Raw genomic sequence first — 26,315 nt, forward strand, 5'->3', positions numbered from 1 at the left:
ACGTTTATACAGGATGGTCGGGATCAACCTGTAACCCCCGAGCTACATCCATCTTTCTTGCGACTAAAACTGCCGCTTCCAGTTCACTACATTGATATGTCTGCATTAACGCTCTTCGCTCAGACTTTTCTTCTTTTTCCGTCATGCCCAGTGCCAGATACAGGCTCGGTGGCACAACCCGGAATAACGCTTCTATTTTTTTCGCCAGCACCACGCCTTCGGTATAACAACGCGGGAGTTTACTGGCAGAAAGCAGTACGGCTTTTTGTTCTTCATTGAGTTTTTTGAAGCGGGCGATTTGCTCCACTTCATCCGGGGGCATGGTGAGACATAACCACCATTCCGCCATGTTCAGCATTTTTTCAGCCGTGTCGGGATAGTCAGCGAGGTTTTGCGTGGCCAGCCACAACCAGGCACCCAGCTTACGCCACATTTTCACGACCTTAGTCATATAGGGGGACAACAGCGGGTTGGTGGTGGTGATATGGCCTTCGTCTATCACCAGTTGCAGTTCCCTGTCCTGATACTGATCGCGTTCGGCGAGGTTATTGACGGTGTTAATCAGTGACACCATCGCCAGTGCCATCTGTGCCGAGTAGTTTTCCCGTGCCAGTGTACCCAAATCAATTAACGTCACATCCACTTCCGGCCACGGGCTACCGGATTGGTTAAACAGCTCGCCTTCAAATCCCTGCGTAAACATCGACATGGCTCCGGCCATTTCATCGGCCCGTGCCCGACGGTGTGCCGTGATTAAGGGCTGACCGTGTTCATCCTGCCGATGATTACGGGCGATGGCATAAAGTGCATCCTGTAAGTCTGAGGCCACCATTTGACGCCCTGCCTCATAGCTGGTGTGTGCGGCCAGCATAATCGCTTCACGGATCAAACCGCGATCCGAACGGGTCAGGCGTTCTTCTTCTTTTTTCTCACCGCCGGTGATCATCAGCCGGGCCGCAATTTCCATCTCACCCAGAATATCGCGCTGTTCATCGCCCTCTTCCTGTCCTTCCTCCGTGTCCGGAATATCGGCTTCATTAATCCGTAATTGTTTTGGACTGAGTTGCAGCAACTGATGCGCATCGGCAAACAACGCCAGACTGACACCACAACCCGGTTTAATACCGATTTTATTCACCGTCAGCCCTAGACTGGCGTAATAGTCTGCCAACAATCCAAAACTGTTCCCCGCTTCGACAATAAACAGACGCGGACGGTGGATCGCCATCAGTTGTACCAGCGAAGCACACAACGTGGCGGATTTCCCTGCCCCAGTCGGGCCAAACAGCAATAAGTGCGCGTTTTGGGTGCGATCCTGTTTGTTCATTGGATCAAAGGTCAGCGGTGCTCCACCCCGGTTAAAGAAACTGAAGCCCGGATGCCCGGTGCCGGTTGAGCGTCCGGTGACAGGCATAAGTCCTCCCAGATGCTGGACCCACGTCAGACGGCTGTACCAGTGTTTTTTATCTTTCTGCGGGTTAAAGCCCATCGGCAACGCCCGTAAATAAGCATTCAGCGGGGACACACTGAATTCAGGTCGCACGGGCTGTAATCCGGCGCTCAGTAATGTGGAAGATAACTGATGCACCCGCTGGTTCAGATTATCTAAATCCTGACCGCGCACCAGAAAGGTCAGTGCACTGCGGTACAGTTTATGGCGTCGCCCCAGTAATTCCTTCACGGCCTGTACATCCTGCCGGACGCGCAGTGATTCGGTATTTTCCCCTACGGCATTTTTTGCCAGTCGGGTGAAGCTTTCTTCCAGTGTATCCTGTGCCTGCGCCACAATGGTCAGCGTGACCACAGTGCCTTCCGGCATCATATCCATCAGCGCATTGATATTGTCTCCCCGTTTCACTTCCCCTGTCAGGGTGCCCGGCTCGGGCGGACGCCGCAGGCGCTCAACCGGCACTGCTTTATGCGGCAGGCCGTCAAACCACCAGACACCGTTATCGGGATCAGACACCGGCGGGGTAAACCATAGACTTTCGGCAAAGTCATTATTCACCGGGAGATCGGACTGTGCGGATGACTCATAACGCACCGCACGATAAAAATCGGCTTTGGTCATGCCCCAGTCCGGGGCCGGATTAAAATGGCGCAGCAGCCAGTGGTGAATTTGACTACCATTTTGTCGGGTCGCCACAATACCGGCAGATGCCAGTGAGGAGACCAGTCGTTCACAGACCTGATTGAGTGCTGCCACCGACGATACCGTTTGAGGGTGAGCCTTCGATTTATGCGCAGGCAACCAGCGGTAAACCACCATGCGCGTCTGGCGTTGCTGCCCCCGCCACGGTTGCCCGGTGATTAAGCTATCCTGAAATATCCCGTCAGGCTGCGCAATGTTGTTCAGGTGACGTGCTGATTCTGCCAGAAAAGCGTCAGTAAAGGCGGTACCCTGCGCCCACGGTTTCACATAGCCCCGTAACGTATTGAGGTAACCCGACGGGTCATCGTCATCCTGACAAAAAAACTGCACCACCCACGGGGACATATCGTCCTCATCCAGACTGTCCTGAATCGCATCTTCCAGTTGGTCACGGATTTCAAGCAACCGCTCGGCAGGGCGTCCTTCGGTGGCGATGGGTTCAATCTGATAGACGGCCCCCACGGACACACCATCATCCAGCAATAAACACTGCCCGTCTTCCAGATATTCCACCCAGGGCAGGTAGTCAATAATCGACGGATTCGCCCGGTAAATCGCGGCTTCATCCGTTTCGCGCAGTTTGCCGGGACGGTGCAATGCATTGGGGTTTTCCATTACGGTGCCTCCGTGCGTTCACCCGGCAGGGCATACTGCACCTGCTGATAAAACGGGAACACCGTGCTGTAGCCCGGTACCGGCGTCTTGCCTGCCACCAGATGCGGGTAGACATACATCACCATATCGGGATTGGGCAGGCGGGGAAACTGCTGGCTGATTTCATGCTCAGCCGAGCGGCTGTAATTGTCAGGCTCACTCAATGCCCGACTCCGTTCGGCCGGGTTTAACGCCCGGCGCAAAATTTGCCTTGCCTGTGCTACGCTCTGCCCCGCCTGATTTCCCTGCCACATGGCCAGCACCGTCTGTTCGCCGGCCGGAAGCAACATCTCTTTCGAGGCTGAACAGCCTGCCAGCAGCCCCGTCAGACCTAACACGATAGCATAGGTTATTTTTCGCATCCCTGAGCCTCCGGGCTACTAATAAGGGTAAACGTGGCAAATTCCGGGTGTACCGCCAGTTCCGATAAAGTAAACGGCAAGCGCTCCCAGTGTTCAGCCTCGCTGTTGCCTGCAAGCATTGATTGCCACTGAAATTCGGTCAGCCGAAAAACGGTAAAATCCCCGTCATTCAGCAATCGGCTCTCATTGCCGCTAAAGAGATATAATTGACTGCCCTGGGTACGCCCGGGTCGCCAGTCAAGCTGAACTGGTGTGGGTTCAGCCTGTGGAGTTATATGGGTTTGCAGACAATAAGGCTGGCTGGCACTAAACAGCCATGGAGAAGACGTCGTTTCCATTAATCTAAGGCTTCCTGATGATGACGTTGAACTGATTCACTAAAACCGTAACGCACCTTACGGCCTGTTGTTTCATAATCAATCGCCAGACTTTGTGTGATATGCACGACAACATGGGCACCGGGTGGGACGTAAATGGCATCGAAGGTCTGGCTGTAGCGTTGTTTGAACCATTCGCTCATCTCATTCATGCCCCCGGCCACTGCTTTGCCGAGTGTCGCCTGACCGGCATTGCCGGTTAATGCGGATGTGATGCCGCCGGTACCGTTGGTTTGGGCGGTTTGCTGGCTCTCGTTCAGGGCATTGCCGGCTGAATTCATGGCTGACAACGCAAACAATGTTGGTAAATAAGTACTGGCATTGGATTTACGCTCACCACTGATGCAGGGAATGCCGTTTTCATCAGACAACCAGCCGATACCCTGTTGATTCTGTCCGCTGCCCGGCAAAGTACGCACGGTACCATCCTGAAACACAAAGGTGATGGAATTGACCTGACCACGCACGCAGGACAACGTCCAGTCGCCACTGGTGGAACCGGACACCACCGCCCCTTCCACCTCCGGCAGTTCGATACCGTTAGCGGTCAGGTTATCTTTACCGATAAGAATTTTAAACGGATAGGGGTCAGTGACTGTGCCATTAACAGGAACGCGACCTAATAATGCGGTCATAGCCTGACTGCCCACCAGAGTGGCATTTTCCGGCAGGGTGTAGACCGGTTTTTCGTTGTCGGCCTTAGCCGATGGAACTTGTGGATTATTTTTTACGGTGGTCGGTTGTTCGCTTAAAAAAGAGGTGGGAAACTGAGCCGCCGTTTTTCCATTGCCCATCGTTTGCCTATCGGGGATTTTTTCATCGGCCGGGGTAACCCAGATAAGGTCATCCTGTCCTCTGATAGTGCTGGCAGAATATGAACTCCCTGCCAGCCCGCTACCCAGGGGTATCTGATTATCCGGTGCCGACAACGGCGTTGAATTTAACCGTTCAGTGAGCAAATCAATCTGGGCCAGCAATCCCTGCTGTTCGTCCTGTAACGTGCGCTGACGCTGTTCATCGTCCTGCCGGATAGTCGCAACCGCAGCCTCTATCTGACCGGCAACATCCTGTTGCTGATTTTTTAACTGGTCATTTTCTTTTCTCATCGCGGCATTCTGCTGGTCTAAGCGTTTCTGCTCTGCCCGCACGGCATTGAGCGTCCCGACCAGCGTGTGCAGGGTATCTTCCGGTGTATCTCCACCCACCCCCAGCGCCTGTAACTCTTCCGGAGAGAGGGTCGCCAGAGCGTTATTCTGTGGTTTATCCGGCGCGCTATTCTCTGTTGAGCTGCAACTCCTGATACCAATAAACCCACCAATCACCAATACGGTCGGCACCAGTATTTTTACCAGACTGTTGGATTTAATCTGCATCGCGGCCTCCCGGTTTTACCAATACCGGTTCAGGAATGAGGGCGTTACCCGGCGCCCCTTGGGTAACAAGATAGAGTACCGTGGTATCTTCCGCCGTTCCGGCTTTTCCCAGCCAGCGATGCTGGAAGGTGGCAGTGACGAACTGTCCCTGTAAGGCGCGTGGGTCAAGCGAGATAATCCGTTTGGCGGTATTGCGTAGTTTCAGGGCCATCACGGTGTGATGATGCAGTCGCCAGCCGGCCAGCGGGGTCACTTCAACCGGCTCTGACGGGTAGAGGGTGGTGATGGAGGCAGCCAGATGCAGGTTCACCAGCTGAATGCCACTGACCGGCTCCACCGTACGCAGGGGCGCATACAGTTGCTGGGCCGCATAGCGGGTTAACAGCACGGGAGTAGGCGCAGACAATGATGGTTTGCTCTGTGAGTGCGATTTATCTTTTGAATCTATTGATTTTTCAGCCGGGTAAATAATACGCACGGGTTCGCTGACCTCGGTTTTGCCGGCGGTCACATCCAGTAAGATAATTTCGCCATTCTCACTGTCCTGCAATTGTAGTCGGGTTGACGGGAATGCACTGTTGGCTTTCAGATAAACCGCACCGCCCGTGCTCTGCACCCGCAATTTCTCACCCAGTGCCGGGGGCAGACCGACACGGACATTGCGGTCCGCAAAAATAATCCGCTCCTGCCCGACCTTAAGCGTAACCGGTAACGGGATCCGCTCCCATGTCAGCAGCTCATCGGCCTTTGTGCCAACGCTGAACAGCAGGAGGCTGAGCAGCACCAGCCAGACACTGCACCAGTCAAATACATCTCTTCTCATTGAAATACGCCTTTTTTCTCTTCCGCTGACGGTGGCAGAGCTTCCAGCCGCTGTGGCATCCCGTCGTAGCAATCCAGTGCCAGACCAAAAGGATTACGCTCCGCATCGCCTTCCCAGCGCACCACTTTCAGCGGATAGCGCACCAATGCCCGTTTGACCGGTTCGGCGTGATAATATTCATCCGCCACCAAATCCAGCCGTACCACCCAGTTATCGCGATCAAGCACCCTCACACTGCGGGTCTCATAGCCCCGGCCGGGCACTTCATACACCACCCGCACCCGATCGAGCAGTTCACCGCTGTCAGCCCGGATTCGGGCATCCGCACGCAGAAAATCCTGACACGCGGGGGTCAGATACGGCGATAAGGCTTCAATTTTGGCCGGATAATCCTGTGCCCCGTTCTTCGGCCAGGCATGCAGTTGCTGGAAAATATAAAAGGCAAAGCTGTAGACACTCGGTGCCGGCACTTCCCACCACGCCCGGGTGCTGCCACTGCGTAAATCCGGCGGGTTATGAATGGTGAGATTGCGCGGGGAAGCCATCCAGCCCAGCAGGCTCAGCAGCAGCACCCCCACCAGAATGCCGCACGCCACCCGCAGGGTCAGAATATGCTGGTCCCGGTTTCTGACCGCATGACGAAAGCGACTCATAACACGCCTCTCCCGTTGCAGTGCGCCTGCCTGCTGCGGCGTAATGACCAGCCCTGCGCCGCAATAATCAACGTTGGGTCACCCAGCCCTAATCGGCGTTTTTTCTCTTCCAGTTTCTGCCAGAGATAGTTTTCCGGCTTGCCCCGCTTCAGCTGAGCGAGCCAGCGCCCGCCAACGCTCATCAGTAACAACGGCATCATCAGCATGCCGGTCGGCAGCATCACCCAACCGGCAAACGGAATAAAGGGAAGGCTGACCACCAGACCGAGGGCCAGCCCTGCGATGGCTGCCAGCCCCATCTCCGGCGTGGTGAAGCCGCGAAATACGACGGGTTCGGCGTTTAAGCGATCGGGTAAAAAGGGGATCGTCTGCATCCGCGGCACCTTAAAAAATAATGTTGGCCGATTTTGCCAGCAACCAGATCACCGCAACCAGCAACACAATACCAACCACAATAATCGAGCCAAACTGGGTCCACGTGGCTTTGCCATCGCGCACTTCGGAGAAGGTTTCCACCGCAGCCGAGGCCACTTTAAAGAACGCCACTGCGGAGAGGATAAGCCCGCCAATCACAATGCCATCCTGCGCATACCCTTTTACCTGCCCCATTAATCCGCCACGGCCCCCACTTGTGGGCGGTTCAATCGAAGGCAAATCGGCCCAGGCCGATTCACAGGAAAAACCCAGCAGCAACAGAAAAGTGCTGACCCGGGTCATCAGGTTTGTGCTGAACTGACGGCAAGTGGTAAAAATTCGTTTCATAGTGATTCAGTTCCTTTTTGTTATGTTCATTGACTCAACTGGCAAACATCCAGACCGCCACGACCAGCAATACTGCGGTTCGAAGAGCAAACTGACTGAGGGTCTGATTACGCACTTTTTCATTCGCCCAGCCGTTCCAGACCTCCACCGCCGCCCAGGCCGCCCACAAAAACAACGTGGCCAGAAAAAAGCCGACACACACCAGAGACAGAAAATAAATATCAAAGTGTCCTGAAGCCGCTTCAAAGGCATGGCGCTGGGCAGGGGTCATTGCGGATGTTCCTGGCGGTAATCGCCGGAGAGGGGGACGGGAACACGGGGCTGATCGCGGGAAGGACTCAGGTAGCGGTCGATACCGGCTTTGAGGGTATGGAGGTCGGCCCTGATGCGTGAATAATCAAAGTTATAACGAGGATGTTCTGACATGTCAGACTGCTTTTCGGCGATGTTTGCGCGTTCCAGTGCCATCTGAACCTGATCAATCAGACGTTTGGCACTGGCCAGCTCATCTTTCTCAGCCGCATAAGCCAGTGGCATACACAATACAGTCAATCCCAGCAAACAGACAGAACCGGATATCGAAAAGCAACAACGCATAAAGACTCACCTCATCATAGACTCCGAGTGCGAGGATGCGGTGTTTTCTAAATCAGATCAGCAATAAACTCTTTATTCTTGGGTGAGAATTAGGTAAGTGGCCTGACTAATTTATTGGGTTAATGGTTTCATTATGTAGGAATAGACATGCTGCGGATTAATTTGAACGTTTCATCTATACACTTTGGTTAAGTTGACAAGAATCACAGACCCGCCTTATCCCTTCTATGTTATTCTATTTACATAAATTTAAAGGAAAATGGATTGACAAGGCATATCCAGTATAATGAAAAATTCTTCGAAAGTTATCCTTACAGCATGGCAAGATTATCTAAAATGCAGTGGCGCAGAGAAGAGTAAAATATCGGCCAGTTTAGTGCATGAAGATCACCAGCTCGTACTCAATAAAGACAATTGTAAGGAGACGCCAAACGGCGTGCTCCTCCACATATCGCCTGAAATGTATGAAAACTGGCGCAGGCATTTTGTTAAATATGGCAACAAGGGTGAGATTACCCATATTGAGCCGGTCAACCTGCTATTTCCACTGTTGCGCTGTATCGAGTATGACCGTGATAAAGCTAACGTTAAGTACCTGCCATTATTTTCTTTCCCTCTGCCAAAATCGTTTTTTGAACAAAATAGCCATTCTCTATTGCTACCGGTTAAAGACGGACAGCAGGTCAGCGCGTTACCCTCTGCCTTCCGTGACATGTTTGGCATTCAACTGGCTGAGTTGGGTGAAAATCGCCATATGATGAGTCTGGTCAGCGCTCTGACTGGTTGTAAATATGACACCTTCCTTGAAGCGTTTGAGGCACTTCAATGCTGGGTCACCACGCAGCCTGACGGTAAAAATAGAGAACTGGAAACCGCATTCAACGCCCTCGTGGCTCCGCTACATAATGAAGATTACAACCTGAAACGTGATATCGAAGATTTCAGTTGGTTATGTGGCAATACCAACGATGCGTTTCCTCTGCTGGAACAATACCTCAATCATGCTCACAGTGAGGAAGAACCTCCAGAGCAATATGAGCGAGTAACCGGAGGATTGTTTGAAACACACTATCCGCTTGGGCATGGGCAGATGGAAGCAATACAAGCGATTAATCAGGATGAGCCCCTGATTGCCGTACAGGGTGCCCCGGGAACAGGCAAAACTACACTGTTTAAATCGCTGATTGCCCAGCAACTGGTCGCCCGGGCATTACTCATTGCTGACGGCAATGACCGCAATTTAGGTATGCTGGTGACATCTACCGCAATAAAAGCGGTGGAAAATATTATTGATGATCTTCGTAATGACCCGCTGACTCAACAGCTTGACTGGCTCTGGTTTCACGGTGGCTCTAAGAAGAAGATACAAAATGAGCTTGTACGGCTAGAGAAACTCATTAGCCGCTGGCGACAAGAACGTTATGAGGAACACATTCAGCGTGACTATTTAGCGATTTTGCATCGGCATTACAATGAGCTGAATATTTGCTATCAGACATACTTGAATGATAAAGCCGCCGCTCTACAATCTGTTACCGACTGCAAGCTGGATACAACAAGCGTACAGGAGCTTCCCCGACGTTTCGCGGAAAAACTCACTGCATTTGCTGCTCATGCACAACATCAGGGTATTGATGCTTCGTTTAGTCATCCTGACGATCTTAATGATTTTTCCTGTCAGCTAGTCCAACGTCTTCAGGTATTACGCCAGAAAAAGGCATTATATCAGCAGGCAGGAAAAGTTTATCAAATCCTGCAAGCGACTTGGCCTCAACCCTATAACGTAAAACAAATTCTCCGCTGGATGGATTCACCACTGCGTCCAGCGCTTGAGCTACATTACCGTGACTATCCACGCACAGGTATCTGGCGGCATCTCACTCGTCTGTTTGAAGGAAAATACCGGGCACGATTACAGCAAATGTATACTGCCGCTTCAGAGGATTTTCAATATTTCAATCTGACTGAACTTTCCCATCAACAGTTAGCCGCATTGGCAGATGCGAGCGAATCTCTGTCGCAACAGATAGAAAATCTCCGGCTTCTGAAACTGCTCCTACAACCTGAGCCTGATGTGCAGCAAGAAGATAATTTGCTCAGCCTGAGTGTCGAAGTGGCAGATTTGCAGACTCAATGGAATAAAGTCGTATATGCGCAACAAATGGTGACTCAGTATCAGCAGCGTTATCCTGAAGGTAACTGGAATGACATACTGCGCAAACGCTTTGTGCGTCAGCATCGGGAAATGTTTGAAGCGGCTATTGGCTATCTTTGGCAGGAACAATTAAAACGGAAAACCGAACTGGAAGAGGTGCTAACACTCTGGCAGACTATGTTCAGTAAACGCTATCCCCCAGGCTTTCTTCGCTGGTTGGATAAGTTGGATGAATTCTACTGTGCATTGTCGCTGGTATATCCGGTAATGGCGACGACACTGGTATCCGCCAGGAAGATGGCCGGATATTGTAAGCTTAGTGACCTAAAGGGCCATAAACCTTGGCATCTGGCACTTTGCGATGAGGCAGGCATGGTTTCAGTTGAGTCGCTGGTCCCACTATTAAGCCGCAGTGAGAAAGCTATGATTGTCGGCGATCCGTTGCAGATTGAACCGATCCGTAATCTCTCTGAAAATCTGAAGACACAACTGCGTGAACGTCACTTTACAGATAACAACACGCTGTATGAGCGGGTTTCGCCGGCAACCGTCACAGGCTGGCATCGAGCCGCTGGCTCTCTTTCAGGCCGGGTAAATGATATCGGCCGCGGTATTATTCTTGATGAACACCGTCGATGTCAGAAACCGATTGCTGACCTCTTTATCCGGCTGGCAGGTTACCGTGGTGTCACGGTGGAAACTACACCGCCCTCTGAACGTATCAATAGCGCCTTTGAAAAATCAGGCGGTCACCATTTAATGTTCTATAGCATAGAAGGTCAGAAAGGCAATCTCGTTAATACTAACATTGATGAGGTTAACGCTATTGAAGAGTTATTGGATAAGCTGGAAGAGTCGGGTTATGATCTGACCGCAGATATCGGTATTGTCACGCCTTATACAAATCAAAAGTCATTGCTGATTAAGCGCCTCGCTCAACGTATGAATCACGAACAGAAGAACTGTATCGGTACCGTGCATCAGTTCCAGGGTGTCGGATTTGAGGTTATTATTTACAGTCCGGTGATTTTTCATCCTCTTGACACCTCGGGTTTTCAAAATGATGCACCTAATATGCTCAACGTCGCGGTCTCACGTGCCAAACAGCAATTTATCGTTGTCGGCAATTATCGCCGTCTGCGACAAGCGGGTGGATATCTCAAGGTGCTTGCCGATAGCGTTGCGGAAGATTTTCTTCTTGAGCAAGGAAGTCAGCCTCCTCAATTTACAACCCTGAGCAAAACACCATGCTTACAGCGTTATTATCGTGACTGTGAACATATTACCGCATTCAGTGCGCTGGCTGCACGGAGTGAAAAGGAAATGATTGTGATCGCACCGTGGATAAGACGAAGCGGTAAAGAATATCAGAGACCTGAATTGGCACAGCTTGTAGCAACACAGCAACGGGGTGTTAAAGTAAAAGTTTATTATGGTTATTATCATCAACGTTTTGAGCAAGCTGATGATAATGATGCGTCTTTGGTTGCCGAGTACCGTGACAAGCTTGGAAAAGAGAATGTGATACGCCTGATAGAAGGTACCCATGAAAAAGTGGTCATGATTGATGGTCGTTATATCGTTTTAGGTAGCTGGAATTGGCTATCTCATGGTTACCACTATAGCTGCCAGCGCAGTGAGAAGTTCAGTCATGCCATTCGTCATGAGATAAGTGCTGAACTTGATGATACTTCGTTGATTAAGGAAATGAGAGCTCGCCTGAGTCTGGAATAACTATCACAGACGCCATATTGTGTTCAGCATCTAAACTGGCAAAAAACAGCCTCAAAGACGGAGAGCAATCACTGACGCGCCGCCGTGCGGCTTGTCTGCTGACGATGGCCTATAAAACAAACAACCGTTTTGTAGGCCATCGTCCAGCAATTTAAAGGTATTTCTTAAACATCGATGTCGTGATCACCACCGCCATTCCCAGCAAGAGTGCCGCAGGCAACAATATCACCGTGGGATACACCACATCCGGCCAGGATAAATACAGTACACAGGGAATGGTGCAGGCGGGTTTAATCCCCCGTTTGGCATGATGATACACAAAACTCGATTCATAGCCTGCGCCGTACCGGCGTAAATCCCGCCGTCCCAGTCCGTCAACCAACGCGACCAACACCACCATCACAAACAGCGGAACAGACAGCGCCAGAATAGCCAACCTGATTAACGTGACCATCGTGATAAATACCGTCGCCAGCGCATATTCCCGCAAATAACCCGATATGCTATGTAATACTGTATTGAATTCACGCAGAAAGTCATTGCGGCTATTAAGCTGAGAGTGCGATTTCTCCTGTATCCAGTGCAGAAAACCACTGTCAACAAACAGCCATTGATACGCCTGCATCAACCACTCAGAGACCGTCTGTGAAGGTTCTGACAACAACAGACTCCGGGTAAATTCCGAGGATAAAAATTGCAGCTCGGTTTTCATCATCGTCTGGCTGTGAGCCGCGCCCTCGTCCGGCCAGAAAAAAATCATCCCAAGATATTCCAGTAACAGACTGAATAGCCAAGACATCACAACAAACCCGATAAGTTGCCACGGCCATTCCCATAACACACGATACAGCAACCCATGCTTACGGGATGGTTGGGAAGGCTGACGGGATGGGTTTTCTGACGGTGCCATGACGTGAAATTACCCCTTCTCTTCCCACCAGTTTTCACTGGTGCGGTAGTGCCGTCGCATCTGCTCGGCGATGTTCTGCAAACTCGCCGGCATCAGGGCATCATCGTCATCACCGGTGGGCAAAGGCATGCGAATTTTCCACAACTGCCCGCCCTCCAATAAGGCGAATGCCTGTCCTTTCGGCAGGTTAATCATCTCAGCCGGCGTCACCAGCGGTGTTTTGACCGTGCCGACCCTGTCCTGTGTAGACGAGGTAAAATCCTGTCCCTGTTCAACATCGGCAATATCCGAATGCCCTGAGACCAATGTCTTGCTGTAGATTTCCACTTCCGGCAGCTGGCTGGTGAGTAACTCGGCTGTCCGGTTATCCCGTACCCGCAGCATAATCAGGGTGTTGAAGTTACCAATCACCTGCGCGGTTTTGGCCGGGCTGCCGATACGGGCTTCAATATCCGAGGAGGTCTGGGTATAGGCGGTAACCTGCATACCGGCACCACCGCCCTTATTAATCAGCGGAATAAACTCATCCCCCATCAGTTCATTGAATTCGTCACAATGCAGGTTAATTGCCAGCTTCCCGTCCTGCCTAACCGGCAACCCCGCATTCATGCCATATTTATAGATTTGCCCGGCCACACTGACCAAATCCGCAAACATGCTGTTGCCCACTGCCGAAGCCACATCGCTGTCAGACAGTGCATCCAGCCCGATATAGACAATGCCATTCTTGCGGATCACCTGCTCCCAGTCGAAAATGGGGCGTAAATCGGCCATATTGAGATAATCCGGTGATAACAGTTCTGCGATTTTTCCCGTGGTCAGTTTTTCCAGTAGAGGCAGCAGGGACGCAACAATTTTATCAAAATAGGTACGGTCATAACGCACGGCAGAGCGTAACCCATCCAGAATAGGGTCATAGAGCTGTTTACCGGCCTCAGAACTGAGCGTCATTTCCATTGCCCAGAGCCGGAGCCCATCCGGCTGACCCTGCATATTGCGCGGAATATCTTTTTCTTTCAGCTTGCCGAGGGTTTGATTGATTTGTTCCAGCAGCACAGGCTGCCTGTCTACCATCACTTTAGTGGCATAGAGCTGATACAGTTCGCTGATATTATTGACGTAACGCGTGATAAGCGTGTAATCCGGCCGATGCCCCAGTGCCACCAACGCACGGGCGACAATATTGACAAACCGCCAGGCAAACTCCCGGAACGCGGCACTGTTGCCTTCGCCATTCAATTGCCCCGCCAGACGGGAAGCGACTTCGGAGACCCGGCCAAACCGCCCGACCGCATTATAACGGGCTGAAATCTCCGGCCAGCCCAGATGAAAGAGAGACAGTTCACTGCCACGCCCGGCCCTGTGCGCTTCTGCCCAGATGCGCCTTAATAAATCAGCATCCCCTTTGGGATCGAAGACAATCACCACCTCTCCCCGCCGGATATCCTGCGTTATCAGCAGTTCAGCCAGCCGGGTTTTTCCCACGCGAGTCGTGCCCATAACTAAGGTATGTCCGACCCGTTCACGCAGATCCATAAACACTTCCGCTTCCTGGGGTTCAATACCGTGGATCATGGAATTGCCCCCAACCGGAGGCAATGGTCGCACCGGATTAAAGGGCGAATCCCGGCGTAACAACGCAGATAACTGAGGCCAGCGGTATTCGGTTCGATGCTCCAGTAAACGGGTAAGCTGATAAACCTGAGAGGGTTGCACAAATCGTTCGACTTCCGGTCGTCGCGTATCCTGCAAACGCTGGGTATGCTTCTGCTGCCAGCGAAAACCCCGGCCCAGAAACAAGCGCTGATGACTGACGGGAATGTGTTTTGTGCTCATCTGGTAACGCGGTAAACGGCTCAGATTTCGGCGATAGCGGATAACCTGAATGCCCTGCCATGTGCGTATTATCGCTAATACAGTAAAACTCCCTGCCATCACATAGCTGACGGAGGGTGCCAGTGCAATCGCCCAGGGTGCCCGAATGCAGATAAATGCGGCCACCGCTGAAACCACAGCGGTATTCAGCTCGACAGCCGGACGCAGCAAGGCTTCAACCACATAACGACGGCTCATAGTGAGGGCTGCTGCGTAAGTGCATTTTCAGTGATCAACACCGGATAATGCTGTAACTGCAAACGACGCGCCAGCTCTGTGCCGGAAGCCGCTGACAAGTGTAAACTCGGAGCCAACGCACGCAGCGTCTGTAAGTCCGCCATTTCCCTGACATTGACGACCAACCCCACCGCATGCAATTTTGCCAATGTAGTAGCATGCTGGCTTAACCACTGGCGTGATTCAGGATCATCCCCAATCAGAAATAACGCCCCAATGCCGGGTAATTGCAATGGGCGGCTTATGACTGTTCCCGGAGTCAATTCCGGTGTGTTAACCGGTAACATGGCTGCTTCACCCAATTTTTCGGGTAAAGAAGAAGGTGGTAATGCAGAAACAGCATCCGGTTGAGCATGAATACCTTCATAAAAAGGCGAAGCATCTTTGCCGCCCAAATCGGCAATCACATTCAGTTCGGCCTGGCAGGGAGTCATCCATAACAGGCCGATAATGGGGAATACGCTCAACCGTTTCATTGTAATGACGTGACCTGCCATCCCTGCTCCCCCTGTCGTAATAATACCGGCATCAGTCCTTTACCAAACCGGAACCAGTATCCCGCATCATGATTCAGGGTGATTTGCCGGTTACGAACCTGTTCAACAGGAATATGATGCATTTTAGCCCACTGCCGTAAGGTGTCATCATTACGTTGGCTGTCGACCAGATAGATATCAACCGGCTGCTTTGCCGCCAGGACTTCAGCCAAACGGATGTCACATTGTGGGCAATCTTTGGCTCTGACAAACAATACCAGGCGACCGTTTGCTTCACGAGATTTTTCCATATTGACCGGCAAGACATCTGGAAACAACCGCTGCCAGGCCGCATTCACTTCCCGCTGGAAACGCAGCTCTTTTTCAGTGCGGGCAAACTCGGCCTTCACCCACTGTTCAGCATAACGACGGCGTTCGGCCTCGCTTTCGGCTTCAATACCTAATGCGGTCAACGGATCAAGTCCCTGCGATTGGATACCCCGCGGCCCGTTCATCAGGTGCTGATAACGCTGATATTCACCGGTACTTAGCTGCCACTGCTCAGCCTGACTTTTCAGGGATTGTGGCTGGCTTTCTGTCGTTCGTGTCTGCTGTGAAGCTAACGGTGTCGGTGTTACTGCCCAGACCGAACTGCTCAGCAGCCATACCAACACACCGAGCTGGTGTAATTTCATCAACGTCCGCCTCCCTGCTGCGGTTGTTTAGCCGGAACCGGTAACTGATAGCCCTGGCGTAAATGATGGCAAACTTTGCGCTGCACCTCATCCACCTCCAGTTGCCAGGCCGGGCCTGCCATCATCTGCAATGCTGTGCGTAACCGAATCGGACCCAACTGCGCGTGTACGGATGGCAGCGGTTGGCGATATAAAATATCATTCGTCTTGTCAGGCACACAGAGGGCGTAGCCGGATTGGCGCAATGCATAACGCATGGCATCAGCCACAGTGGGGCTCTGGGATGTGGGAAGCTGAATATCAATCAACTGGGAAAGTGGATCACGCTGCACTGCTGTCGGGTCGGTACTGACCAGCACATAGCGCCCGTAGCGGACGACTTCGGGTGTTTGCTGATAAATATCCGGTGAAACCGACTGCACATTTTGTGTCAGCGTCACGGAAGAAAAGCTATTTTGGGAAGGCTGAGGGAGCGGTTGTTTCACGGGAGTCGTGCATCCCGTCAGTATGACCGCGATTAAGCCGATTAACACCGTTATTTTCATGCCAAATAGGTTCCTGCTCAGTCGTAAAATAATCCTGACTATGCAAGGAACCCGGTAATGTATTCAATGAACAACTCAACTGTGTTTGCTGAAAATTAATATGCCGAAAAAACGTTATTGTGTGTCAATGTTAGTTTTTTTATCCGTGCGTTATTCAGCCGCTGCCTGATTTTCATCAACCGACTGACGGATTTTTCGTTCAATAAAATTGCCGTAGTCATCGAAATAACGGCTGGGCCAGATTTCAGCGGGTTCCATTCCCAAACGGGTCGCGATGATAAGTTCTCCTTTCGGCCACGAGCGGGATAAGGTATTTGCCAGAGTGGAAGAACTGAGTCCCGATTCACGGGATAAAGCAGCGAGTGTGGTACCACGTTTGCGTAATGCACAAATAACTTCGGCTGGGTGCCAGTCTTGTTGAGTGTTAATCATACCTGCTTCCCCTTCTGTTGATTATTGGTGGTGGTTCAGACAGGGTTTCCAATACCGGAGGTCAATCGATCCGGCGAGACGTGAGTCTCCCCTGCCTGAACCGCCATTGAAAGGGCGATAACAGGCACACTGGTAGAAACTACCTACCAGTGGATTGACCTTTCAGGGTTGGAAATCCCTGACTATCGGATTTTGCCGATAGCGTTTCTACTTTAACGAATTACGTTATCTAATTCAATAATCGAACGTGTAAGTTTAACAAGTAAATAAAATGACAGGGTTATACCTTCTGCTCAGATTTAAAGAACAAAAAACTGCCTATTTGCGCATTATCTAAAATAAGAGACTCAGCGTGGCAGGTGTACTTGCCCAAGCTAATATCCATCAGACCACCGTCAGAAAAGTGTATAATAAGGCACAATTGAGTCACATGATGCTGAAAAGGCAAAATTATGAAACCAATAACGAATAATGACCACTTAAGCAGAATTAAGATAACAGGCTACAAATCTATCGCAGAATGTGATTTACCAATGGGAAGCCTGAATGTCCTTATTGGGGCCAATGGCGCCGGAAAATCCAATTTCATCAGTTTCTTTCGTTTATCCTCCGTACTACTCGATCAGCGCTTACAATCCCTTGTTGGCAAAATGGGGGGACCCGACACGTTATTGCACTTTGGTCGTAAAAAAACCGAGTGTATGAGTGCCGCGCTTTCTTTTGGTCATAATGGTTATAAATTTGAGCTGGAACCCACTAATGATAACCGTATGATGTTCCGCCATGAATCACTCTTTGGCGACAGCAAGAGAGAGTATGATATTGGAGCCGGACATTTTGAATCTCAGGTCAATCAGCATCATGCGAATCTCGAAAATGACACCTTGCCGATCACACCTTGTTGGCGGGTATACCATTTTCATGACACGAGTGACAGTGCCAAAGTCAAACAAACCCACCGTATTAATGACAATGATTATCTGCGGGAAGATGGGGCTAATTTAGCGGCGTTTTTGTATCGCCTGCAAAAACACCATCAGCAGCATTACACCCGCATTATCAAAACCATCCAGATGGTTGCCCCTTTTTTTGGTGATTTTTACCTGCGGCCTACGCCGGATAATGCCGACTATATTCAACTTGAATGGACAGAAAAAGAGCAGGATATTCCTTTTAAAGCCAGTGAATTATCTGATGGTACACTGCGTTTTATTTTATTAACAACGGTGCTGTTACAACCCGAAGACTACATGCCCTACTCGATTATTATTGATGAACCTGAGCTCGGACTCCATCCTTATGCAATCAATGTACTGGCTGGTCTGATTAAAAATGCCAGTAATCAACACCAACTGATTATTTCTACTCAGTCGGTTGAGTTGGTTAATCAGTTTAATGCTGATGACCTGATTGTGGTCGACAAACAACAAGGCGCTTCCACTTTTAAGCGACTGGATAATGAAACGCTGTCCGAATGGCTTGAAGACTATAGCCTGGGTGAATTATGGAAGAAAAACTTACTCGGCGGGAGACCACAGCGATGATCCGTATTCATGTTTTTGTAGAAGGACAGACGGAAGAAACGTTCGTTCGGGATGTACTGGCGCCTTATTTCTTCGCACAACAGATCTATCTGACTCCCATATTAGCTCAGACAAGTTCCAGCCAGAAAGGTGGGATCACGAGTTATGGCAAAGTAAAACACCAAATTACCCGCTTATGCCGACAAGATCCCGGGGCATTCGTCACGACACTTATCGATTACTACGGTTTGCCTACCGATTTCCCTGACTATAATGCCCAACGGGATAATGCAGGCAACGAACGGGTCGTACAGTTGGAGCAGGCTTTTGCTCATGATATCGGACAGGCTAATTTTATTCCCAATCTGTTATTACATGAATTTGAAGCCTTACTGTTCTGCCAACCCGAAAAATTTGCTGACTGGCTTGATGACAATGCGCCGATTGCCGCACTACAGGCCATCAAAGATAAATTTGATACGCCTGAAGATATCAACAACAGCCCACAAACAGCGCCATCTAAACGCATTTTGGCCATCATTCCCAATTATCATAAAACCTTACATGGCCCATTGATTGTCGGTGATATTGGCTTAGATACCATTCGTTCCCAATGCCCACATTTCAGTCAGTGGCTAAATAAGCTGACCACACTGATCGCTCGTATGTAAATAAACCACATAGTGTTACTCAAAAATAAGAATAGGCCCTGTGATAACAGGGCAATAGGTTAAACCACTCAGAACGGGATCTCATCCCACTCCATTTCCTCCGTTTTTTCCGGCAACGTTGAAAGCTGTGCCATTTGTGTTGGCGCACTGTCCTTTTTAGTTGGCTGAGAGGGCTGGGGCTTCTGAACGGGTTTCGGTGCACTCTGCTGCTTAGCCACTGGCTTTGCCTCACCACGGCTGCCCAGCATCTGCATGGTGCCGTTCACATTGACTACCACTTCGGTTGAATAGCGATCCTGCCCTTGTTGGTCCTTCCACTTGCGAGTCTGCAACTGGCCTTCAATGTAGACCTGAGCCCCTTTTTGCAGATACTCCGCCGCAATTTCGGCTAATTTTCCGAAGATCACTACCCGGTGCCATTCGGTTTTCTCCCGGATGTCGCCGGTTTGTTTATCCCGCCAACTGTCTGAAGTCGCCAGTGACAGCGTTGTCACCGTGCCGCCCGTTGGCAGGTAACGGATTTCCGGTTCTTGTCCCAGATGACCCACTAAAATCACTTTGTTAATGCCGCGCGAAGACATGCTGATTTCCTCTCGGTTATGCTGACTGGCGTTGTGTCCAGCGCCCTTGTTGCAGCGCCAGCTCTGCCTGCTCACGGCTGGCAAAATATTCGGTTGATTCACGGGAGCACGGAACGCCCGCCTCCATGGTGCCGATATAAAATCCCGCACGGCTTTGTAACACAGCTAACGGTAACTGTTTATGGCAGTATTGCAGTGCCAGAACACCAATCGGGGCAATATTCATCTCTGCTTCCTGTTGTCTTTGAGAATAAAAGAACTGCCCTGAAATATCAGGGCAAGTCAGTGGGGTAAAAGGAATATCAGAATGAATTTTCTGCATATTCAGTTTGCGCAACGCCGTTCTGGGGAGGAGCCGAATCAGACTGTTCAGCCTGATAGACTTTGTCCTGACCGATTTTGATCCAGTCCACTTTAATCAGGCGGGCTTTCAGGCTGACACGCTGTTCGCCGGCATGATCACCGCGTTTCAGGGTGAAAATATCAGTGGACGGGTTACTTAATGTGAAGCCCAGCAACACTTTCTTATCCTCATCCACCGATTTCTGGCAACGACCGATCAGACTGGTCGCTTCCTTACCAACCACGGTGATATCAAAACGGACATAGACCGGGTTATCACCCGGGCCATTTAATGCATTGATCACACAGCTCAGGAACGTGCCGCTGGCGGTGCTGACATGGCGGATATTATTCAGATAACCCAGTCCTTTAATATTCAGGTTGAAATAGTCGTTTTTGGTTAAGGTTGTGGTGTTCTCAGACATACGATGTTCTCCATGGAAGTAAAAATACAATGTGACGGAGAAAACCCGACTCCCTGACGGGAATGGTTTTCCCCGCCGGGCGTCAGGCATAGACGTTGCTGACGTGCTGATAAAGAATATGAACCTTCATTGCCGTTGAACCGACAATATCTGCTTCCAAAGGGGGGCAGATGTACCGCGTTGAGGCACTCCCTTTCAGGCTACGGGAATTTTACAGCCACCCAAAGGCGATCGTTGCAGGCTCACCGATCATTTAAGAAACAGGGTGATTCTTAAAGCATCCCGTCCACACGTCAATCAACAACCAAATCGTCAGACTTTTTGATTTGCCCGCCTGACCTTGCGCGATTGGGTAACCGCTTTGTCATTCAGCATTCCTTTACAGCCCAGGTAGTTCACGCAGCCCCAGAACGGCGAGGTTTTTCCCTGCCGCTGCCGCATCCGGCTGCCACAGTTCGGGCAGTCCGGGGTTTTCGGTAACGTCAGATGTAGCGACTGGGCCTTGCCGCGTTCGACTAAATGCAACAGCCACTGCGCCTGTTTCTGCATAAAAACAGCCAACGACGTTTTACCCTGCGCAATATCCTCCAGCGACTGCTCCCATAACGCCGTCATGCCCGGACTGGTCAGGACCTCCGGCAACCCGGCAATCAGTTCGCGTGCCAGTGGTGTTGACTGAATCGCTTTCTTTTTCCGCTCAATCAGCCGGCGTTTAAACAAGGTGTCCAGAATGCCGGCACGGGTCGCCTCCGTGCCTAGTCCGGCATTCTCACGCAAGACCTGCTTTAATTGCGGATCACTGACCAGACTGGCCGCATTTTTCATCGCGGCAATCAGAGTACCTTCAGTAAATGGGGCCGGCGGTTTGGTGTGCAGCGGCTAAATGCTGGCTTCAATAATCTGGCAGAGCTCGCCCTGATGAAAGCACGGGAGCCGGGGATCAACGTCTGACTTTTCCTGATTTTCAGTAAACAGTGCTTTCCAGCCCGTGGTCACATTGACCCGCCCTTTCGCCCGGAAGCGTTGCCCGCCGATATCCAGTGTCACTTCAGTCACATCCGTTTCCTGCGGGGGCAGAAACTGAGCCAGATAATGCTGACGAATAAGCTGATAAACCTGTAACTCGTCGGTCGTTAACCGGGTGAGATCAAAAGCGTGACGGGTGGGGATAATGGCATGGTGGGCCGTGATTTTTTGTCATTCCAGACCCGGGAAACCTGTTGTTTGTCCAGTTGGTTGATAATATCAGCTATCGCCGGATCGGTTCGTGCCAGTGCGGTCAATACCACCGGAATATCTACCTGCATGGACACAGGCAGATACCCGCAATCCGTACGTGGATAGGTCGTGGCTTTATGGGTTTCATACAGGGACTGAGCAATCGTCAGCACCTGACTGGCGCCCATCCCCCAGAGACGGGATGCCGTCTGCTGCAACGTGCCCAAATCAAAGCAGAGAGGTGGCGGAGTTTTCTCCCGTTTTTTGCTGACGGTCATCACTGTAGCCTGTGTGGCCTGCTGACAACTCTGTTGCACGGCCTGTGCCACGGTCTCCCGGATACAGCGGTTTTCTTCATCGCCATCCTCGGCGGCAGGCAGCCATTTCGCCTGAAAGCGGATAGTGTCTTTTTCCAGTGTCGCCACCACCTGCCAGTAGGATTTCGGCACAAAATTCGCAATGTCCTTATCCCGGCTCACCACCAGTGCCAGTGTCGGGGTCTGAACCCGTCCGATGGATAAGACCTCCCCGAACCCCAGGGCCTGCGCTTTCAGGGTATACAAACGGGTCAGGTTGATGCCCGTTAACCAGTCGGCTCTCGCCCGCCCCAGCCCGGCCTGATAAAGTGCTTCCGTCTGTTCCCCCGGCAAAATGGCCGACAGTGCCTGCCGGATGCTGGTTTCATCCAGTGCCGACAGCCACAACCGCCGGACTGCACCCGTGAAATGGCAATATTCCAATAACTCACGGGCAATCATTTCCCCTTCCCGATCGGCATCGGTGGCAATAATCACCTCATCAGCCTGTTTTAACAGGTGTTCGATGACAGCAAACTGCCCCGCCGTGGCTTCCTTCACCGACCATTGCCATTGCACGGGCAGCACCGGCAATACCTCCATCCGCCACGGCGGGCCGAATTGTTCACCATACTGTTCAGGTGCCGCCACCTCCAGCAAATGCCCGATGGCCCAGGTGACAATGATACGGGCACTGAAGAGAAATCCCTGTCCGCGCTGTTTAACTCCCAGAACGCGGGCAATATCTTTCGCCTGAGAGGGCTTTTCACATAAATAAAGCTGCATCTTTTTCCCCTCCGTTAATCGTGTGCGGTGGAACGTAACGGGGAGGCGAACGCGGAACGCTGCTTGCCTGACAGAATATCGGGATGCGGTTCGCCCAGCACTTTAATGGCATCCAGCCCGGCCGGGGTTTTCTCTGCAATATCCTGCCGGGTGACCGCCAGTGAACGGTAAGAGCGCACCAGGCCGTAAATCTGGCGGATGGCTCGGCTGCCGTTGTGCAGAAAGGCATCCCGCTCCGCGCGTGAAATCAGCCCATAATGAAAAGCCTGAAACGTTTTCATCGCGATCTGGTCGTAACCAACCAGCAGCCAGACACAGCGATAGCCTAATGGCGAGTGACTGTAGACGCCGATATTCAGAGGTTCGACAGAGGAAACGGCGGATAGGGTAATCTGCTTTGGCACCGCATTCAGGATATCCTGCAAAATCACAAGGCTCTGTTGGAGACTGGCGGACGCGGCTTCCAGTTTCTGCTCCAGCTTCACCAGCCAGGTATCGGCATACGGATTATCGGCAGCGGCATCCACACTGATATGACCAGCCCGTTTGATCACCTGCGGCATCCCCAGGATCTCCGTCACCGGATGTGTCTTACTGATCTCTTCCCGTCGACGCCCTGCCCACAGCCGGATGGCATAGTGGGTATGCAGTTCAATCGTTAATGAAGAGGTTAAGACACCAGCACGCTGCGGCGGCCGGGATGCGGTTTTTTCTTCTGCATCAGACATACACAAAAACTCCTGTTTAGCCTTGATAAGTCAGTCAAACTATCAGGGCAAAGGAGGTTGTGACTCAATGGATAACCAGTTATGGGACAAGAAGAAAAGTCGGCAGAATTAACCTGACGTTAAAAATTGATCATTTTTAAATCACTGCTGGCAGTGCCAGCAGTGTATGATATTTATACAACAGAAAGGCAAAAGTCCCAGAACAAAGATTGAATCTCTGAATGTACCGGATTGTTGCTGTTTGCCATCAAAAGGAGATAGCTATTCAGTCTCCGGAAAATAGCCTAAACACCGAAGGAAAAATGGCGATTCAGAGCATCGTAGTTGTCGCTGAGGCTGAGCGTGAACGCATTCTTGAGCGTACCAATAACGGCTGCCCTAAATCTCCTGCTGATTCACTCTGGCTGAAAGCTGTGCTGCACTTTCTTTGCGTTCACTGTAACGATCAGCAAGATAATCACTGTTACCCCGGATAAGCAAAGTGAACTTCATCATTTCCTCCATAACATCCACAATACGGTCGTAATAGGAAGAAGGTTTCATTCGTCCTGTATCATCAAATTGCTGCCATGCTTTGGCGATGGATGATTGATTCGGAATGGTAAACATACGCATCCAACGCCCCAGAATACGCATTTGGTTGAGTGCATTGAAGGATTGTAAGCCGCCACTGACCTGCATAATTGCGAGTGTTTTCCCCTGTGAAGGCCGTATCGCCCCTTCAGAGAGGGGTATCCAGTCTATCTGCGCTTTCATAATCCCCGTCATAGCACCGTGGCGTTCGGGAGAACACCATACCATCCCCTCTGCCCAGCGTACCCATTCTCTAAGTTCCTGCACTTTAGGATGGGTGTCTGGTGCATCGTCAGGCAACGGCAATCCTGAGGGATCGAATATATGTATCTCTGCCCCCATCGCCTCCAGCAAACGAGCCGCTTCTTCTGTTGCCAGTCGGCTATATGAACGCTCTCGTACTGAGCCATAGAGCATCAGAATTTTTGGTGGATGATTAAGTTGATTCGCATTAAACCATTGCTCTGAAATTTCCGTATCAAATATTTCTGGTTTAATATTGTCTAGCTCATTTTTAAATATTTTCATTGTTCCTCACGGGCATTCTGCTATTCGACAACCCTGCTCATCAATAATTTTTTCACCGTCTTCTTTAATGAATGTGCCTTTCTGTGGTTTCGGTAAAATATCCAATACAACTTCAAACGGACGGTACAGTCGGGTATGTGTTGGTGTGATAACGATCGACCGGTTAATCAGGATAGGATTCGTTAGCATAGTATCAATCAACTGATCATCGCTGAATTTATCTTCGATCAGACTCTGTTCTTCATACGGTTCGACATTTTTGCGTAACAGTGCACGAGGAGTCATGCTCATATCTGCCATCAGTCTGATCAGAATCTCACGGGAAGGCGGGGTTTCTAGGTACAAAATGACTTCAGGTTCAACGCCACTGTTACGGATCAGTCCCAGTGTATTGCGCGAAGTGTCACAGGTCGGATTATGATAAATAGTGATATCTGTCATTATTCATTCTCTTTCTGTTTATCCGGTGATCCAGTCCATAATTAAAGGTTTATTAAAACGATAGGCGCAGTGCCAGTGCAGACAACGTCACGAAAAGAACCGGAATGGTCATTACTATCCCGACACGGAAATAATAGCCCCATGAGATGATGATATTTTTCTGCGCGAGAACATGCAGCCAAAGTAACGTCGCCAGGCTGCCAATAGGAGTGATTTTAGGTCCCAGATCACTGCCAATAATATTGGCGTAAATCATGGCTTCTTTGATAACGCCCGTTGCCGTACTGGATTCAACAGAAAGTGCACCAACCAGAACGGTAGGCATGTTGTTCATCACCGATGACAGAATTGCTGTCAGGAAACCCGTGCCCAACGTAGCTGCCCAGAGACCATAATCAGTTAGGATATTCAGTATGCCAGACAGGGCATCGGTGAGACCAACATTACGCAGGCCGTACACCACCAGATACATCCCAAGTGAGAAAATAACGATTTGCCAGGGTGCCTTTTTCAGTACGTTACCCGTATTAATCACATGACTTCGGCGAGCAACCAGCCAGAGGACAAGAGCGGCGACAGCAGCAACCAAACTTACAGGGACGCCTAAAGGCTCAAGAGCAAAGAAACCTGTCAACAACAAGACAAGCACAATCCAACCGGTTTTAAATGTGTGCACATCACGAATAGCCTCATGCGGTAATTTCAATTTCGCAACGTCATAGCTCTTCGGAATATCTTTGCGGAAAAACCAATGTAACATGGCAAGCGTAGCGGTAATAGCAGCGATATCAACCGGTACCATTACTGAGGCATAATTATGAAATCCCAGTTTGAAGAAGTCAGCAGAGACGATATTCACCAGATTGGAAACGATTAACGGTAAACTGGCCGTATCGGCAATAAATCCTGCTGCCATGACGAACGCCAGCGTGGCTCCCCTGCTGAAACCGAGCGCCAGAAGCATAGCAATCACTATCGGAGTCAGAATCAACGCCGCACCATCGTTTGCGAACAGCGCGGAAACACTGGCTCCGAGCAAGATAATATAGGTGAACAGCCAACGGCCTTTGCCACCTCCCCAGCGTGCAACATGCAGAGCTGCCCATTCAAAAAAGCCCGATTCATCAAGCAACAGACTAATGATAATAACAGCGATAAAGGCTGCCGTTGCGTTCCAGACAATTTGCCACACCACTTGAATATCACTGATATGGACAACACCTGTAATCAAGGCAAGTGTGGCACCAATGACGGCACTCCAGCCAATACCAAGCCCCTTTGGTTGCCATATCACCAGAATCAGAGTCAGAATAAAAATTGCTCCTGCAAGCCACATGGTTTTCTCCTAAATATACATATGTGAAAAATCGAATGTGTTTGAATAAATTTTT

At 50.6% G+C, this 26,315-nt stretch carries 27 protein-coding genes and 1 pseudogene; 4 read left to right on the top strand and 24 right to left on the bottom strand.

Annotated features, from left to right (window positions below; all coding sequences use genetic code 11):
* Positions 1–4: 4 nt before the first annotated feature.
* From Xhom_RS48270 to Xhom_RS48315, 10 genes are all read right to left on the bottom strand, one after another.
* A complete protein-coding gene (locus Xhom_RS48270) occupies positions 5–2,767 on the bottom strand; it encodes a conjugative transfer ATPase (RefSeq protein WP_069317010.1) in 2,763 nt (920 codons plus the stop codon).
* Complete coding sequence (locus tag Xhom_RS48275) at positions 2,767–3,168, bottom strand: TIGR03751 family conjugal transfer lipoprotein (RefSeq protein ID WP_069317011.1); 402 nt, start codon at positions 3,166–3,168, stop codon at positions 2,767–2,769. Before Xhom_RS48275 ends, Xhom_RS48270 begins: the two co-directional genes overlap by 1 nt.
* Entirely contained in the window at positions 3,156–3,506 is a 351-nt protein-coding gene (locus Xhom_RS48280) for a hypothetical protein (RefSeq protein ID WP_069317012.1), read from the bottom strand. The genes Xhom_RS48275 and Xhom_RS48280 overlap by 13 nt, the downstream gene beginning before the upstream one ends.
* The gene (locus Xhom_RS48285) at positions 3,506–4,918 is read right to left on the bottom strand and encodes a TIGR03752 family integrating conjugative element protein (RefSeq protein WP_069317013.1); all 1,413 of its coding nucleotides are present in this window, start codon (positions 4,916–4,918) and stop codon (positions 3,506–3,508) included. Before Xhom_RS48285 ends, Xhom_RS48280 begins: the two co-directional genes overlap by 1 nt.
* Positions 4,908–5,741, bottom strand: a complete 834-nt coding sequence (locus Xhom_RS48290; protein ID WP_069317014.1) for a TIGR03749 family integrating conjugative element protein — start codon at positions 5,739–5,741, stop codon at positions 4,908–4,910. Before Xhom_RS48290 ends, Xhom_RS48285 begins: the two co-directional genes overlap by 11 nt.
* Positions 5,738–6,394, bottom strand: coding sequence for a PFL_4703 family integrating conjugative element protein (locus tag Xhom_RS48295; RefSeq protein ID WP_069317015.1), 657 nt, complete (start codon positions 6,392–6,394; stop codon positions 5,738–5,740). Before Xhom_RS48295 ends, Xhom_RS48290 begins: the two co-directional genes overlap by 4 nt.
* Positions 6,391–6,768 (bottom strand): TIGR03750 family conjugal transfer protein, encoded by a 378-nt coding sequence (locus Xhom_RS48300; protein ID WP_069317016.1) that lies wholly within the window; start codon positions 6,766–6,768, stop codon positions 6,391–6,393. The genes Xhom_RS48295 and Xhom_RS48300 overlap by 4 nt, the downstream gene beginning before the upstream one ends.
* Positions 6,769–6,778: 10 nt before the next feature.
* Positions 6,779–7,111, bottom strand: a complete 333-nt coding sequence (locus Xhom_RS48305) for a TIGR03745 family integrating conjugative element membrane protein (RefSeq protein ID WP_232326369.1) — start codon at positions 7,109–7,111, stop codon at positions 6,779–6,781.
* A gap of 79 nt (positions 7,112–7,190) precedes the next feature.
* Positions 7,191–7,427, bottom strand: coding sequence for a TIGR03758 family integrating conjugative element protein (locus Xhom_RS48310; RefSeq protein ID WP_069317018.1), 237 nt, complete (start codon positions 7,425–7,427; stop codon positions 7,191–7,193).
* Entirely contained in the window at positions 7,424–7,753 is a 330-nt protein-coding gene (locus Xhom_RS48315; protein WP_069317019.1) for an integrative conjugative element protein, RAQPRD family, read from the bottom strand. The genes Xhom_RS48310 and Xhom_RS48315 overlap by 4 nt, the downstream gene beginning before the upstream one ends.
* A gap of 286 nt (positions 7,754–8,039) precedes the next feature.
* Between Xhom_RS48315 and Xhom_RS48320 the strand changes: the two genes are divergently transcribed.
* Positions 8,040–11,642: an AAA domain-containing protein gene (locus Xhom_RS48320; protein ID WP_069317020.1), complete on the top strand. Its 3,603-nt coding sequence runs from the start codon at positions 8,040–8,042 to the stop codon at positions 11,640–11,642.
* Positions 11,643–11,659: 17 nt separating this feature from the next.
* Complete coding sequence (locus Xhom_RS48325; protein ID WP_157104623.1) at positions 11,660–11,797, top strand: hypothetical protein; 138 nt, start codon at positions 11,660–11,662, stop codon at positions 11,795–11,797.
* Here Xhom_RS48325 and Xhom_RS48330 read toward each other — a convergent pair.
* The 6 genes from Xhom_RS48330 to Xhom_RS48355 all read right to left on the bottom strand — a co-directional run bounded on the left by Xhom_RS48330 (position 11,794) and on the right by Xhom_RS48355 (position 16,812).
* On the bottom strand, positions 11,794–12,552 hold the full coding sequence (locus tag Xhom_RS48330; RefSeq protein ID WP_069317021.1) for a TIGR03747 family integrating conjugative element membrane protein: 759 nt from the start codon (positions 12,550–12,552) through the stop codon (positions 11,794–11,796). The genes Xhom_RS48325 and Xhom_RS48330 overlap by 4 nt on opposite strands.
* A 9-nt stretch (positions 12,553–12,561) precedes the next feature.
* Positions 12,562–14,625, bottom strand: coding sequence for a type IV conjugative transfer system coupling protein TraD (traD, locus tag Xhom_RS48335; RefSeq protein WP_069317022.1), 2,064 nt, complete (start codon positions 14,623–14,625; stop codon positions 12,562–12,564).
* A complete protein-coding gene (locus Xhom_RS48340) occupies positions 14,622–15,161 on the bottom strand; it encodes an integrating conjugative element protein (RefSeq protein ID WP_069317023.1) in 540 nt (179 codons plus the stop codon). Before Xhom_RS48340 ends, traD begins: the two co-directional genes overlap by 4 nt.
* Positions 15,137–15,835, bottom strand: coding sequence for a TIGR03759 family integrating conjugative element protein (locus Xhom_RS48345; protein WP_069317024.1), 699 nt, complete (start codon positions 15,833–15,835; stop codon positions 15,137–15,139). The genes Xhom_RS48340 and Xhom_RS48345 overlap by 25 nt, the downstream gene beginning before the upstream one ends.
* A complete protein-coding gene (pilL2, locus tag Xhom_RS48350) occupies positions 15,835–16,380 on the bottom strand; it encodes a PFGI-1 class ICE element type IV pilus protein PilL2 (RefSeq protein WP_069317025.1) in 546 nt (181 codons plus the stop codon). The genes Xhom_RS48345 and pilL2 overlap by 1 nt, the downstream gene beginning before the upstream one ends.
* 150 nt (positions 16,381–16,530) lie before the next feature.
* Positions 16,531–16,812, bottom strand: coding sequence for a helix-turn-helix domain-containing protein (locus Xhom_RS48355; protein ID WP_069317026.1), 282 nt, complete (start codon positions 16,810–16,812; stop codon positions 16,531–16,533).
* A gap of 452 nt (positions 16,813–17,264) precedes the next feature.
* On the opposite strand from Xhom_RS48355, the gene Xhom_RS48360 reads away from it, so the two are divergent.
* Both Xhom_RS48360 and Xhom_RS48365 read left to right on the top strand, forming a co-directional pair.
* On the top strand, positions 17,265–18,356 hold the full coding sequence (locus Xhom_RS48360; RefSeq protein ID WP_069317027.1) for an AAA family ATPase: 1,092 nt from the start codon (positions 17,265–17,267) through the stop codon (positions 18,354–18,356).
* Entirely contained in the window at positions 18,317–19,006 is a 690-nt protein-coding gene (locus tag Xhom_RS48365; protein ID WP_232326116.1) for a DUF4276 family protein, read from the top strand. Before Xhom_RS48360 ends, Xhom_RS48365 begins: the two co-directional genes overlap by 40 nt.
* A gap of 68 nt (positions 19,007–19,074) precedes the next feature.
* Here Xhom_RS48365 and ssb read toward each other — a convergent pair whose 3' ends face one another.
* The 8 genes and pseudogenes from ssb to Xhom_RS48405 all read right to left on the bottom strand — a co-directional run bounded on the left by ssb (position 19,075) and on the right by Xhom_RS48405 (position 26,260).
* On the bottom strand, positions 19,075–19,587 hold the full coding sequence (gene ssb, locus Xhom_RS48370; protein WP_069317029.1) for a single-stranded DNA-binding protein: 513 nt from the start codon (positions 19,585–19,587) through the stop codon (positions 19,075–19,077).
* 16 nt (positions 19,588–19,603) lie between these two features.
* Positions 19,604–19,909: a hypothetical protein gene (locus Xhom_RS48375; protein WP_418384607.1), complete on the bottom strand. Its 306-nt coding sequence runs from the start codon at positions 19,907–19,909 to the stop codon at positions 19,604–19,606.
* A complete protein-coding gene (locus tag Xhom_RS48380) occupies positions 19,890–20,354 on the bottom strand; it encodes an STY4534 family ICE replication protein (RefSeq protein ID WP_069317030.1) in 465 nt (154 codons plus the stop codon). Before Xhom_RS48380 ends, Xhom_RS48375 begins: the two co-directional genes overlap by 20 nt.
* A gap of 312 nt (positions 20,355–20,666) precedes the next feature.
* A pseudogene (locus Xhom_RS48385) lies at positions 20,667–22,654 on the bottom strand (DNA topoisomerase III).
* Positions 22,655–22,668: 14 nt separating this feature from the next.
* Positions 22,669–23,382 (bottom strand): PFL_4669 family integrating conjugative element protein, encoded by a 714-nt coding sequence (locus Xhom_RS48390; protein ID WP_069317031.1) that lies wholly within the window; start codon positions 23,380–23,382, stop codon positions 22,669–22,671.
* Positions 23,383–23,760: 378 nt separating this feature from the next.
* Positions 23,761–24,483, bottom strand: a complete 723-nt coding sequence (gene arsH / locus Xhom_RS48395) for an arsenical resistance protein ArsH (RefSeq protein WP_069317032.1) — start codon at positions 24,481–24,483, stop codon at positions 23,761–23,763.
* A 6-nt stretch (positions 24,484–24,489) separates the two neighbouring features.
* Positions 24,490–24,924 carry an arsenate reductase (glutaredoxin) gene (gene arsC / locus Xhom_RS48400; RefSeq protein ID WP_069317033.1) on the bottom strand — a complete coding sequence of 145 codons (435 nt, stop codon included), beginning with the start codon at positions 24,922–24,924 and terminating at the stop codon, positions 24,490–24,492.
* Between the two features lie 52 nt (positions 24,925–24,976).
* Complete coding sequence (locus Xhom_RS48405) at positions 24,977–26,260, bottom strand: arsenic transporter (protein ID WP_069317034.1); 1,284 nt, start codon at positions 26,258–26,260, stop codon at positions 24,977–24,979.
* Positions 26,261–26,315: the final 55 nt, after the last annotated feature.

The organism is Xenorhabdus hominickii (assembly GCF_002632725.1).
GTDB classification, from domain to species: domain Bacteria; phylum Pseudomonadota; class Gammaproteobacteria; order Enterobacterales; family Enterobacteriaceae; genus Xenorhabdus; species Xenorhabdus hominickii.